Raw genomic sequence first — 11,669 nt, forward strand, 5'->3', positions numbered from 1 at the left:
ACGTCCGGCGGCGGACCCTGCCACCGGCGGTGTCAGGCGCGGGGGTGGGCCTGCTGGTAGGCCGCACGAAGACGGTCCACGGAGACGTGGGTGTAGATCTGCGTCGTCGCCAGGCTGCTGTGGCCCAGCAGCTCCTGCACCGTGCGCAGGTCGGCGCCGCCCTCCAGCAGGTGCGTGGCGGCGCTGTGGCGCAGCCCGTGCGGCCCCAGGGCCGGGGTGTCGGGCAGGTGCTCGAGCAGCCGACCCAGGGAGGACCGCACCTGGCGCTGGTCCAGGCGGCGTCCCCGGCGCCCGAGGAAGAGAGCCGGACCGGACTGCGGCGTGACCAGCGCCGGGCGGGCCGAGCCGAGCCACGCCCGCAACGCGGCTTCGGCCGGCCGGCCGAAGGGCACGATCCGCTCCTTGTCGCCCTTGCCGAGCACCCGCGCGGTCCCCGCCGACAGGTCGACGTCGTCGACGTCCAGCCCGGTCAGCTCGCCGACCCGCATCCCGGAGGCGTAGAGCAGCTCGAGCACGGCCCGGTCGCGGACGGCGACGGGGTCGGCGTCGTCGGAGGCGACCGCAGCCAGGGTCATGAGCTCTTCGGCCTGGCCCTGGCGCAGGACCCCGGGAAGGTGCTTGTCCTTGCCGGGGGCGGCCAGTCGGACCGAGGGGTCGGCGGTCAGCCGCCCGGTGCGCACCGCCCAGCGGAAGAAGGTCCGCACCGCCGCCGCCCGGCGCGAGACCGTCGACCGGGAGGCCCCGGCGCTGCCCTGCGCAGCCAGCCAGGAGCGCAGGTCGGCCAGCCGCACCTCCGACAGGTCGCCCACGCCCTGCCCGTGCAGGTGCGCGAGGAGCCCCCGCAGGTCGCCCAGGTAGGCCCGCACGGTGTGGGCCGAACGGCCCTTCTCCACCGCGAGGTGCTGCTCGAAGGCGCTGAGCGCCTCCTCCGCACCGTTCACCGGTCGACCGGCCCGGACCGGGACGCCCGCTGCACGCGGGTCCCCGCGACCCGGTCGTGCAGTCCACGGCCACCGACAAGCGACGGGACCATGCAGGCTGCGGCGAGCACCAGCGACAGGACGACGAGGGTCATCCCGATCGGCAGCTGCACCTCGAGGACGGCACGACTCACCCCGAGATGGGCCACCTGCCACGGCAGGGCCTTGACGACGTTGCGCGCGAAGACCTGGCCGGTCCGGGCCGGTCCGCCCGTGGCGCCCGCGACCACCAGACCCGCCCACCGCTTGCCCAGGCTCGCGGAACGCGGTGAGGACTCCGTCACAAAGAGGTAGAGGACGTAGGGCACGACCGTCACCAGGCTGATGGCGAGGTCCGCGGCGAGCACCCTACGCGGACCGGGAGCACCAGCCGGTCCGGGGACGTCCAGCAGCGGGCGGACGAGCACACCCAGGAGGGTCAGCAGGGCCAGCCAGCCTGCCACCACCAGCCAGTCACCCAGCCACGAGCGCACCCGGGCGGCCGGCGAGGGGCGCCACGTGGTGAGGGCGGGCGCGGACGGCATACCCCCGAGGCTGTCACGCACGCCCGAGGGCGTGCAGGCGGCGCGCCGCCTCGCGGAGCACCTCCTCCTTCTTGCAGAACGCGAAGCGCACGAGGGAGGCGACCGGCGCCGGGTCCTCGACGAAGACCGAGACCGGGACGCCGACCACGCCCAGCTCCTCGGGCAGACGGCGGCAGAAGTCGACGGCGTCGCTCACCCCGTGCGGGGCGAAGTCGGCGATGACGAAGTAGGTGCCCTGGCACGGTGACACCGGAACCCCCACGTCGCTCAGCGCCTCGACGAGGACGTCCCGCTTGCCCTGCAGCTCCTGGGCGAACCCGGTGAAGAACGACTCGGGCAGACGCAGGCCGTGGGCGACCGCCGGCTGGACGTGGGTCACGCCGACGAAGGTGAGGAACTGCTTGACCGCCGCCACCGCGTCGACCAGCTCGGCGGGGCCGGTCACCCACCCGGTCTTCCACCCGGTGAGGGAGAAGGTCTTGCCGACCGAGGAGATCGTCAGCGTCCGCTCGGCCATCCCGGGCAGCGTCGAGAAGGGGACGTGGGAGAGCCCGTCGAAGACGAGGTGCTCGTAGACCTCGTCGGAGACCACCCACAGCCCCTCGCGCTCGCGGACGATCTCGGCCAGCCCCTCCAGCTCCGCACGGCTGAAGACCTTGCCGGTGGGGTTGTGCGGGGTGTTGATCATCAGCACCCGGGTGCGGTCGGTGACGGCGTCCCGCACCGCGTCGAGGTCCAGGTGCAGGTCGGGGAAGCGGAGCGAGACGGCCCGGCGCGTCGCGCCGGCCAGCGCGATGGAGGCGTCGTAGGAGTCGTAGCTCGGCTCGATGACGACCACCTCGTCGCCCGGCCCGGCGAGGGCGAGGAGCGCCGCGGCGATGCCCTCCGTGGCACCCACGGTCACCAGGACCTGGGCGTCGGGGTCGAGAGGTATGCCGTAGAAGCGCCGCTGGTGCTCGGCCACGGCCTCGCGCAGCACGGGCAGCCCGCGCGCCGGGGCGTACTGGTTGAGGCCCTCCTGCAGGCCGTGCGCGGCCACCTGCAGCATCTCCGCGGGGCCGTCGGTGTCCGGGAAGCCCTGCCCGAGGTTCACCGCGTCGAAGCGCAGCGCCCGCTGCGTCATCTCGGCGAAGACGGTCGTGCCGAAGGGCTGCATGCGGGGGACGAGCGGGGAGGTCATGTGCGCCACCGTAGCGAGGGAGGGCGATTGGGTCGCAGCGGCTCGGCTGACGTAAGATGTGCCGCACGTGTGGTGTGCCTGCCCTCCGGCCCGCCGGGGAGAAGGTCGCCGCACGAATTCGCGCCCGGGCCAGGTCGGCTCGCTCGACGGCGTCCTCCGCAGTCCCGCCACCGTGAGGGTGACGGGTGGAGGGTGTCCCCGGGCCAGGACCCAACTGCACCTTCCACAGAAAGCGAGACCACGGCATGGCCGTCGTCACCATGCGCCAGCTCCTGGAGAGCGGCGTCCACTTCGGGCACCAGACCCGTCGCTGGAACCCCAAGATGAAGCGCTTCATCATGACCGAGCGCAACGGCATCTACATCATCGACCTGCAGCAGTCGCTGACCTTCCTCAACGAGGCCTACGACTTCGTCAAGCAGACGGTCGCCCACGGCGGCACCATCCTGTTCGTCGGCACCAAGAAGCAGGCGCAGGAGTCGATCGCCGAGCAGGCGACCCGCGTGGGGATGCCCTACGTCAACCACCGCTGGCTGGGCGGCATGCTCACCAACTTCCAGACCGTCTCCAAGCGCCTCACCCGCATGAAGGAGCTTGAGGAGATCGACTTCGACGACGTGGCCGGCAGCGGCCGCACGAAGAAGGAGCTCCTCATGATGAGCCGCGAGTACGAGAAGCTGAGCAAGACGCTCGGCGGCATCCGCGACATGCAGAAGGTGCCCTCGGCCGTGTGGGTCGTCGACACCAAGAAGGAGCACCTGGCGGTCACCGAGGCGCGCAAGCTCGGCCTGCCCGTCATCGCCATCCTCGACACCAACTGCGACCCGGACGAGGTCGACTACAAGATCCCGGGCAACGACGACGCGATCCGCTCCGTCACGCTGCTGACCCGCGTCGTCGCCGACGCGGTCGCCGACGGCCTGATGGCCCGTTCCGGCGGCGGGTCCAGCGAGGGCGCCGCCGAGGCGGAGCCGATGGCCGAGTGGGAGCGCGAGCTCCTCGCCGGCGCCGAGGTCGAGCAGGCCGCCGGCACCGACGACGCGTCCGCGCAGACCGAGCCCAAGGCTCCCGCGGAGGAGACCGAGACCGCCCCCGAGGCCGTCGAGTCCCCGGCCGAGGCCGTCGGCACGACCTCCGAGGAGACCCCCGAGGTCGAGGCCAAGGGCGAGGAGACCGTGTCCGAGCAGTCGCCGGCCGCGGACGACGAGTCCGTCCAGTCCTGACCGCCACCGCATCCCCGAAGGAGCGACACAGCACTTATGGCGAACTACACCGCCGCTGACATCAAGGCCCTGCGCGAGTCCACCGGCGCCGGCATGATGGACGTCAAGAAGGCCCTCGACGAGGCCGAGGGCGACCTCGGCAAGGCCACCGAGATCCTGCGCGTCAAGGGTCTGAAGGGCGTGACCAAGCGTGAGGGCCGCTCGGCCTCCAACGGTCTGGTCCGTGCCCAGGTCGACGGTGGCGTGGGCACCCTCGTCGAGGTCAACTGCGAGACGGACTTCGTGGCCAAGAACCCGAAGTTCGGCGAGCTGGCCGACCGCATCCTGTCCCAGGCCGTCGCGGTCGAGGCCGCCGACGCCGAGTCCCTGCTGGCTTCCGAGCTCGACGGCAAGACCGTCAAGGAGGTCCTGGACGAGGCCAACGCCGGGCTCGGCGAGAAGATCGAGGTCCGCCGCGTCGCCCGGGTGACCGGTGACCAGGTCGTGAGCTACCTGCACAAGACCAACCCCGACCTGCCCGCGCAGATCGGCGTCCTGGTCGCCACCTCCGGCGGGGACCAGCAGGTGGCCCGTGACATCGCGATGCACGTCGCGGCGTTCTCCCCGACCGTGCTCTCGCGCGAGGAGATCGACGCCGAGACGGTCGAGAACGAGCGGCGCATCGCCGAGCAGACCGCCCGCGAGGAGGGCAAGCCCGAGCAGGCCCTGCCCAAGATCGTCGAGGGCCGGGTCAACGGCTTCTTCAAGGAGAACGTCCTGCTCGACCAGTCCTTCGCCAAGGACGCGAAGAAGTCGGTCGGCCAGGTCGCCAAGGAGGCCGGTGCCACCGTCACCGGGTTCGCCCGCTTCAAGGTCGGCGTCTGAGCGCCTGACGCCCAGCACGTCGGGAGGGCCCGTCGCAGCCATCGGCTGCGGCGGGCCCTCCCGCTTGTCCTGCCGGCCGCCGGGCAGGGGGCGCTCAGCCCCGTCGTGCACGCCGGGAGGTGCAGGACCGGCGCGCTGTGCGTGGCCGGCACGCGGTGCAGGACCGGGTCAGCCGTCGACGTGGTCCAGCCCCAGGTCGAGGACCCGGGGCGCTGTGCGTGGCCGCGTCAGCGGGTGCGCGGCAGCTTGGTGCCCGCGACGCCGCGCTCGTCGAGCACCCCGCGCCGGAAACGGTAGAGCCGGGCAGGGCGGCCGCCGGTGTCGCTGTCGGTCTCGCCGGTGGGCTCCACGAGGTCCTGCTGGGTCACCAGGCGACGGAAGTTCTGCTTGTGCACCGCCTGGCCGGCGATCGCCTCCACCGCCACCTGCAGCTGGCCCAGGGTGAAGGTGTCGGGCATCAGCTCGAAGACGACGGGGTGGTACTGGATCTTGGCCCGGAGGCGGGCCAGGCCGGTGGACAGGATGCGCCGGTGGTCACCGGCCATCCGCTCGCCGGGCACGCCGGGACGGTCCTCGCCGTCACTCCCGGGCGCCGGGTCGTCGGTGGTGGCGCCACCGCTCTCCGGGAGCAGGCCGGCCTCGTAGAGCAGCTCGTAGCGCTGCAGCACCAGCTCGGGGGCCCACGGGCGGCCGTCGAGGGCGAAGCACACGTCCGTGCGCAGCTGGCGCCGCTCGCGCTCACCGTCCGACCGCGCGCCGCGGGCCCAGGCGTCCAGCAGGGGGGTGACCGTCTCCTGCAGGACGGTCGGGCCGGGAGAGCCCGGCCGCCGGTCCTCCCAGGGGAAGAAGGCGTACCAGTCCCGCCATCCGTGCCCGGCGTCGCCGGCGGCCCGGGTCAGGCCGAGGTAGGAGACCGAGACCACCCGCCCGCCGGCGACCGAGCGGTCGGGGTCGGCGAAGGTGTAGAGCTGCTCCACGTAGCCCAGGTGGTGGCCGGTCTGCTGCTCGACCCAGGCCTGCAGCCCGGCCTGCATCGAGCGGTGCTCGGTGCGCAGGGGGCCGGAGGGCAGGCTGCGGCCCTGGTCTGCGGTCAGGACCAGCGGGCGGCCGTCGTCGACGGCGGTCAGCACCGCCACGAGCTCAGCCCTCACGCGCTCACCGGTCACCGGGCCATTCTGCCCCGGGCGACCGCCCGTGCCCGCCAGGGGCCGGGTGTGGCAGGATCGACCGACCGCCCCACGCGACCCCTCGGAGGTTCTCCGCATGCCGACGTCCGCGCCCAGCCCTGCCACCCTTCCCACCCCGATGTCCCCCGCAGCCCCCGACGAGCCGCACACCGGCCGCCGGGTGCTGCTCAAGCTCTCCGGGGAGGCGTTCGGCGGCGGCAAGGTCGGCCTGGACCCCGACGTCGTCAGGGGCATCGCGCGGCAGATCGCCGCCGGCCAGCGGGCCGGTGTGCAGGTGGCCGTGGTGATGGGCGGAGGCAACTTCTTCCGCGGCGCGCAGCTGCAGCAGCGGGGGATGGAGCGCGCCCGGGCGGACTACATGGGCATGCTCGGCACCGTCATGAACTGCCTGGCGCTGCAGGACTTCCTGGAGAAGGAGGGCGTGGACACCCGCGTGCAGACGGCGATCACGATGGGGCAGGTCGCCGAGCCCTACATCCCGCGCAAGGCGATCCGGCACCTGGAGAAGGGCCGGGTCGTGATCTTCGGCGCCGGTGCGGGTATGCCCTACTTCTCCACAGACACCGTCTCGGCGCAGCGTGCCCTGGAGATCAAGTGCGACGCGGTGCTGATGAGCAAGCACGGGGTCGACGGCGTCTACACCGCCGACCCCCGCACCGACGACACGGCCGTCAAGCTCGAGGAGCTGACCTTCACCGACGCGCTCACCGGCAACCTGCGCGTGGTCGACGCCGCGGCCTTCAGCCTGTGCATGGACAACGACCTGCCGATGCTCGTCTTCGGCATCGACGGCGAGGACGCCATCACCCGCGCCATCCGGGGTGAGAAGATCGGGACACTGGTCACCGCCGGCTGAGCCGGCGCGACCACCACGCACGACGCGACGAAGGAGCGATTAGCAGCGATGTCCGAGCTCATCGAGATGGCCCTCATGGAGGCCGAGGAAAAGATGGACAAGGCCCTGGAGGTGGCGCGCGAGGACATGGCCTCGATCCGCACCGGCCGGGCCCACCCGGGCATGTTCGCCAAGATCGAGGTGGACTACTACGGCGCGCCGACGCCGATGCAGCAGCTGGCCTCCTTCACCGTGCAGGACGCCCGCACCCTGCTCATCACCCCCTACGACAAGAGCGCCATGAGCGCGATCGAGAAGGCGCTGCGCGACTCCGACCTGGGGGCCAACCCCAGCAACGACGGCAACGCCATCCGGATCGTCATGCCGCAGCTGACCGAGGAGCGCCGCCGCGAGTACATCAAGCTGGCGCAAACCAAGGGTGAGGACGCCAAGGTGTCGGTGCGCCACGTGCGCCGCCATGCCAAGGACGCCATCGACCGGGCCGTCAAGGACGGGGAGGTCGGCGAGGACGAGGGCACCCGCGCCGAGAAGGAGCTGGAGGCGCTGACCAAGCGCCACGTCGAGGCGGTCGACGAGGTGCTCAAGCACAAGGAGACCGAGCTGCTCGACGTCTGAGCGGCTCGAGATCGGTGTCGGGCGTCGGGGCCATGGCCGAGACGACGGGGGAGAGCACCGGGTCCCGGCGTGCCTACCGTGCGCGTCGGGGGAGCTCGCCTGCCCCGGGTGGCCCGGGTCGTGCGGGACGCAACCTGCCGGCAGCGGTCGTGGTGGGGCTCGTGCTCATCGGCCTGGTCGTCGCCAGCCTGCTGATCTACCGCCCGCTCTTCGTCCTGCTCGTGCTCGCCGTGGCCGTCGTCGGCGTCTGGGAGCTCGACCACGCCCTGCGCGTCGCGCGGTACTCCATACCCCTGCCCCCGCTGCTGGCTGCCACGGGACTGGTGCCCCTGGCCTACTACGGCGGGCCGTCCGCGCTCGCGGTCGGCTTCGGGGCCGCGGTGGCTCTGGTGTTGCTGTGGCGCTCGGTCGGACCTCCCGAGAACTCCCTGCGCGACGTGGCAGGGGGGACGTTCATCGTCGCCTACGTGCCGCTGCTCGCCGCCGTCCCCGCTCTCATGGTCGCCGAGCCGGACGGTGCGCTGCGCGTGCTCACCTACGTGCTGGTCACCGTGGCCAGCGACACCGGCGGGTATGTCGTGGGCGTGCTGCGGGGGCGCACGCCGATGGCGCCGTCCCTGTCGCCGAAGAAGTCGTGGGAGGGCTTCGCCGGCTCGGTCGGGCTGAGCTCGGTCGTGGGGCTGCTCGCGTTCGTCCTGCTGCTGGACGGCCCCTGGTGGGGCGGGCTGCTGCTGGGGGCCGTGGCGGCCTGCTTCGCCACGGTCGGTGACCTGGCCGAGTCCTCCATCAAGCGCGACATCGGCATCAAGGACATGGGCACCCTGCTGCCCGGCCACGGCGGGATCATGGACCGCCTCGACTCGCTCCTGGTCACCGCGCCGGTCTGCTGGGCGCTGATGCGCCTGCTGGTCTGAGACCACGGGGACGCCGACCCGGCCGGAGGATGGGACACTGGCAGGGATGAGCACCGAGCTGCCGACCCCGACCACCCGCCCCGAGCCCGGCAGGCTGACCTTCAGCGCGCCCCGGCGCGGCAAGCCGCCGACCCACCTGGCCGACCTCGACCCGGCGGGCCGCAAGGCGTGGGCCGCGGAGCTCGGGGTGCCCGGCTTCCGCGCCGACCAGGTCTCCCGTCACTACTTCGAGCGGTTGACCACCGACCCCGAGCAGATGACCGACCTGCTGCGCACCGGCCGTGACGAGCTCGTGTCCACGCTGCTGCCGCCGCTGCTGACCCCCGTGCGCACCCTGTCCACCGACGGAGGAGCCACCCTCAAGCAGGTCCACCGCCTCCACGACGGCGCCCTCGTGGAGTCGGTGCTCATGCGCTACCCCGGACGCGTGACCATGTGCATCTCCAGCCAGGCCGGCTGCGGGATGAACTGCCCGTTCTGCGCCACCGGGCAGCAGGGCCTGACCCGCAACCTGTCCACGGCAGAGATCGTCGAGCAGGTCATCGCCGCGGCCCGGGCCCTGCGCCACGGTGACCTGCAGGCGGGCACGGCCGTGGAGCACGGCCACGACCCCGCGGCCGAGACCACCGTCGAGCAGGCGCTGCGGGTGAGCAACGTGGTCTTCATGGGGATGGGTGAGGCCCTGGCCAACTACAAGGCCGCCGTGGGGGCGATCCGCCGCCTGGTGGAGCGACCGCCCGCCGGGCTGGGCATGTCCGCGCGCGGCGTGACGATGTCGACCGTGGGGCTGGTGCCGGCCATCGACAAGCTGGCGGGCGAGGGCATCCCGGTGACCCTGGCCCTGAGCCTGCACGCCCCCGACGACGAGCTCCGCGACGAGTTGGTGCCGATCAACACCCGGTGGAAGGTCGACGAGGCGCTCGACGCCGCCCGGCGCTACTTCGACACGACCGGTCGCCGGGTCAGCATCGAGTACGCCCTCATCCGCGACATCAACGACCACGCCTGGCGGGCCGACCTGCTGGGGGAGAAGCTCAACGCGCGCGGCCGCGGGTGGGTCCACGTCAACCCCATCCCGCTCAACCCGACGCCGGGCAGCAAGTGGACCGCCTCCCGCCCCGGCGTCGAGCAGCAGTTCGTCGAGCGGCTGCGGGCGCACGGCATACCCACGACCGTGCGTGACACCCGCGGCTCGGAGATCGACGGCGCCTGCGGGCAGCTGGCCGCCGTCACCGCCTAGACCGGCGTTGCCGCCGGGACCGGCGGCAGCATCGGCCAGTCCGGCGGCGGGTCCTCGCCGACACGACCGTCGACGGCCTCGCGCAGCAGGTCCATGTGTCCGGTGTGCCGGCCGTACTCCTCGATGATGTCGTGCAGGTGCCGGCGCAGCGACGGACGCGCGTCCTCGAAGACCAGGTGGCCGGGCCGGTCCAGCCCATCCTCGGCCAGCAGCGCACCCAGGCGGGTGCGGGAGCGTGCGACGGCGGCCTCCCACAGCCCGTAGACGTCCTCGGCGGTCTCGTCCGGGTCGACGGTGAACTGCCAGCGCGCCACGTCCTCCTCCGGCACCGAGAGCCAGGTGACCGGAGGCGCCCCGGCCATCCGCCAGCAGAAGACGTCGTCCTCGCAGACCGCCAGGTGCTTGAGCAGGCCACCGACGGTCAGCGCGGACGTGGGGACGGCTCGCCTGCGCAGCTGCTCCACGGTCAGGCCGTCGGCCTTCCAGCGGAAGGTGGCGCGCAGACGCTCGAGCGTCCCGACCAGGTGCTCGACGTCGGTGCCGGCCAGGGGTGGCTCCCAGGGTGGGTCGGTGGTCATGGCGCTCCTCGGTCCGTGTGGGTGGTGCTGCTGACGCTAGGCGCCCGACCTCGCGTCTGTCAGGGTCCCGGGCGCGACCTGCGGACAGGATCGGACCGCGTCAGCGGGTCGCTCACGAGGCGCTGGAGCGCCAGCCGGGTGACCTTCTGCGCTGGGAGCCCGACCACGAGGGCTCAGGACCCTGCGTCGTGAGCGAGCGGTCCCCGGCCGACGGGTGCCCGGTCAGCCGGGAGTGACGACGTCCGCCGCCTCGTCGACCGTGTCGACGAGGTGGAGGGAGCGCGCCATCGGGCGGTCCCTGCCCAGCGCCTGCAGGAGCTGCCACACGGGAAGGTGGGAGGTCCAGTGCTCGCGTCCCACCAGCACCAGCGGGGTCGGCGGCGTGCCGGGGCCCCCGGCCTCCACCTCGTAGTAGAGCCTGGTCGCCATCTGGAACACCTCCTGGACCGTCCCGGCCGCGCCCGGGAGGACCACGAGGCCGTGGCGGGCGTGCGCGAGGAGCAGGTCCTCGCGCAGGGCGTTGGAGAAGAACTTGGCGACGAGCTGGGCGAACGCGTTCGGGGGCTCGTGGCCGTAGTACCAGGTGGGGATCCCGACGCTGCGCAGGCGGCGTGGCCCGTGCGTCGAGGCACGCGTGCGCAGCGCCGGACGGACCCAGCCGGCGATGTCCGGGGCGAAGTCGGGGACGGTGGCCACCTCCTCCAGCGCCGCGGCCAGCACCTCCTCGTCCGGGGCCCAGGCGCCCAGGTTGGCGGCCTCCATGGCGCCGGGACCGCCGCCGGTGACGACCAGGGCACCGGACCCGGCGATCCGGTGGCCCAGGAGCGCGGCGGCGGCGAAGTCCTCCGTGCCGCGCCGCAGCGCGTGCCCGCCCATGACGCCGACCACGCGGCGTCCCTCCAGCAGGCCCGCGAGCGCGTCCGACATCGCGTCGTCGTGGACGGCCCGCAGCGCGGTGACGTAGGCGTCGTGGCGCACGGTCGCGTCCTCGAACCACCGGTAGGCCCTGGCGTCGACCGTCGCGGCGTAGCCGTCCTCCTCGATCCCGGCGTACAGCTCCTGGGGGGTGTAGAGCCGGGCCCGGTAGGGATCCACCGGGGCCCGCGGGTCGGTCGGGAAGATGATCGCGCCGTGGCGGCGCAGGTGGTCCTCGACCTCCTGGTCCAGGTCGCCCCCGAGGACGACGATGTCGCCCAGGTCGTCCCGGCCCAGGAGCAGCTCGCGGTCCCGGGTCAGGTCCAGACCCTGCAGGCGCAGCGCGTGCAGCGGCTCGGGCGAGGCCAGCAGCCGCGCCCACGTCGTGCGGTCCTCCACCTCCCGGACGGGCACGGTCCCGACGCTCTCGGCCCGGGGGTAGCGCACCTCGGGGCCCTCCTGCCTGCCGGACCCCACCCGGGCGGAGGAGACACGGGCGCTGACGGGGTGCTGGGCGTGCGGCATACCCAGACCCTATGCAGCGGGCCGCCCACCGGTCGGCGGGCGGTCGCCGCCCGTCGCACGATCCGCGC

12 protein-coding genes are annotated in these 11,669 nt (G+C 73.0%); 6 read left to right on the top strand and 6 right to left on the bottom strand.

What is annotated here, in order from left to right; all coding sequences use genetic code 11:
* Positions 1-32 precede the first annotated feature (32 nt).
* The 3 genes from K330_RS0104365 to K330_RS0104375 are packed head-to-tail and all read right to left on the bottom strand — an operon-like array spanning position 33 to position 2,684.
* The gene (locus K330_RS0104365; protein WP_022920633.1) at positions 33-941 is read right to left on the bottom strand and encodes a tyrosine recombinase XerC; all 909 of its coding nucleotides are present in this window, start codon (positions 939-941) and stop codon (positions 33-35) included.
* Positions 938-1,504: an RDD family protein gene (locus tag K330_RS0104370; RefSeq protein ID WP_022920634.1), complete on the bottom strand. Its 567-nt coding sequence runs from the start codon at positions 1,502-1,504 to the stop codon at positions 938-940. Before K330_RS0104370 ends, K330_RS0104365 begins: the two co-directional genes overlap by 4 nt.
* Before the next feature lie 13 nt (positions 1,505-1,517).
* A complete protein-coding gene (locus K330_RS0104375) occupies positions 1,518-2,684 on the bottom strand; it encodes a pyridoxal phosphate-dependent aminotransferase (RefSeq protein WP_022920635.1) in 1,167 nt (388 codons plus the stop codon).
* A 245-nt stretch (positions 2,685-2,929) separates the two neighbouring features.
* Here K330_RS0104375 and rpsB point away from each other — a divergent pair, with 245 nt between their 5' ends.
* A complete protein-coding gene (gene rpsB, locus K330_RS0104380; RefSeq protein WP_022920636.1) occupies positions 2,930-3,907 on the top strand; it encodes a 30S ribosomal protein S2 in 978 nt (325 codons plus the stop codon).
* Positions 3,908-3,943: 36 nt separating this feature from the next.
* A complete protein-coding gene (tsf, locus tag K330_RS0104385; RefSeq protein ID WP_022920637.1) occupies positions 3,944-4,771 on the top strand; it encodes a translation elongation factor Ts in 828 nt (275 codons plus the stop codon).
* Between the two features lie 227 nt (positions 4,772-4,998).
* Here tsf and K330_RS0104390 read toward each other — a convergent pair whose 3' ends face one another.
* Positions 4,999-5,937 carry an NUDIX hydrolase gene (locus K330_RS0104390; RefSeq protein ID WP_022920638.1) on the bottom strand — a complete coding sequence of 313 codons (939 nt, stop codon included), beginning with the start codon at positions 5,935-5,937 and terminating at the stop codon, positions 4,999-5,001.
* Between the two features lie 139 nt (positions 5,938-6,076).
* Here K330_RS0104390 and pyrH point away from each other — a divergent pair, with 139 nt between their 5' ends.
* From pyrH to rlmN, 4 genes are read left to right on the top strand one after another with little or no spacing between them, the layout of a single operon-like run.
* Positions 6,077-6,814: a UMP kinase gene (gene pyrH / locus K330_RS0104395; RefSeq protein ID WP_022920639.1), complete on the top strand. Its 738-nt coding sequence runs from the start codon at positions 6,077-6,079 to the stop codon at positions 6,812-6,814.
* 48 nt (positions 6,815-6,862) lie between these two features.
* Positions 6,863-7,429, top strand: a complete 567-nt coding sequence (gene frr, locus K330_RS0104400; protein WP_022920640.1) for a ribosome recycling factor — start codon at positions 6,863-6,865, stop codon at positions 7,427-7,429.
* A 32-nt stretch (positions 7,430-7,461) separates the two neighbouring features.
* Positions 7,462-8,343 carry a phosphatidate cytidylyltransferase gene (locus K330_RS19135; protein WP_040657743.1) on the top strand — a complete coding sequence of 294 codons (882 nt, stop codon included), beginning with the start codon at positions 7,462-7,464 and terminating at the stop codon, positions 8,341-8,343.
* A 46-nt stretch (positions 8,344-8,389) separates the two neighbouring features.
* Positions 8,390-9,583, top strand: coding sequence for a 23S rRNA (adenine(2503)-C(2))-methyltransferase RlmN (gene rlmN, locus K330_RS0104410; RefSeq protein ID WP_022920642.1), 1,194 nt, complete (start codon positions 8,390-8,392; stop codon positions 9,581-9,583).
* On the opposite strand, the gene K330_RS19140 is transcribed toward rlmN, so the two are convergent.
* The gene (locus tag K330_RS19140; RefSeq protein ID WP_022920643.1) at positions 9,580-10,161 is read right to left on the bottom strand and encodes a mycothiol transferase; all 582 of its coding nucleotides are present in this window, start codon (positions 10,159-10,161) and stop codon (positions 9,580-9,582) included. The two genes, rlmN and K330_RS19140, sit on opposite strands and share 4 nt — an antisense overlap.
* 222 nt (positions 10,162-10,383) lie before the next feature.
* Positions 10,384-11,601, bottom strand: coding sequence for an LOG family protein (locus tag K330_RS0104420; RefSeq protein WP_022920644.1), 1,218 nt, complete (start codon positions 11,599-11,601; stop codon positions 10,384-10,386).
* Positions 11,602-11,669 lie beyond the last annotated feature (68 nt).

Origin of the sequence: Ornithinimicrobium pekingense DSM 21552, from assembly GCF_000421185.1 — a bacterium.
Taxonomy (GTDB): domain Bacteria; phylum Actinomycetota; class Actinomycetes; order Actinomycetales; family Dermatophilaceae; genus Ornithinicoccus; species Ornithinicoccus pekingensis.

Excerpts from the sequence above, each read along its gene's own strand:
- K330_RS0104370 (WP_022920634.1), bottom strand. The coding sequence starts at position 1,504 with ATGCCGTCCGCGCCCGCCCTCACCACGTGGCGCCCCTCGCCGGCCGCC.
- K330_RS19140 (WP_022920643.1), bottom strand. The coding sequence starts at position 10,161 with ATGACCACCGACCCACCCTGGGAGCCACCCCTGGCCGGCACCGACGTC.
- frr (WP_022920640.1), top strand. The coding sequence starts at position 6,863 with ATGTCCGAGCTCATCGAGATGGCCCTCATGGAGGCCGAGGAAAAGATG.
- K330_RS0104375 (WP_022920635.1), bottom strand. The coding sequence starts at position 2,684 with ATGACCTCCCCGCTCGTCCCCCGCATGCAGCCCTTCGGCACGACCGTC.
- rpsB (WP_022920636.1), top strand. The coding sequence starts at position 2,930 with ATGGCCGTCGTCACCATGCGCCAGCTCCTGGAGAGCGGCGTCCACTTC.
- rlmN (WP_022920642.1), top strand. The coding sequence starts at position 8,390 with ATGAGCACCGAGCTGCCGACCCCGACCACCCGCCCCGAGCCCGGCAGG.
- tsf (WP_022920637.1), top strand. The coding sequence starts at position 3,944 with ATGGCGAACTACACCGCCGCTGACATCAAGGCCCTGCGCGAGTCCACC.
- K330_RS19135 (WP_040657743.1), top strand. The coding sequence starts at position 7,462 with ATGGCCGAGACGACGGGGGAGAGCACCGGGTCCCGGCGTGCCTACCGT.
- pyrH (WP_022920639.1), top strand. The coding sequence starts at position 6,077 with ATGTCCCCCGCAGCCCCCGACGAGCCGCACACCGGCCGCCGGGTGCTG.
- K330_RS0104420 (WP_022920644.1), bottom strand. The coding sequence starts at position 11,601 with ATGCCGCACGCCCAGCACCCCGTCAGCGCCCGTGTCTCCTCCGCCCGG.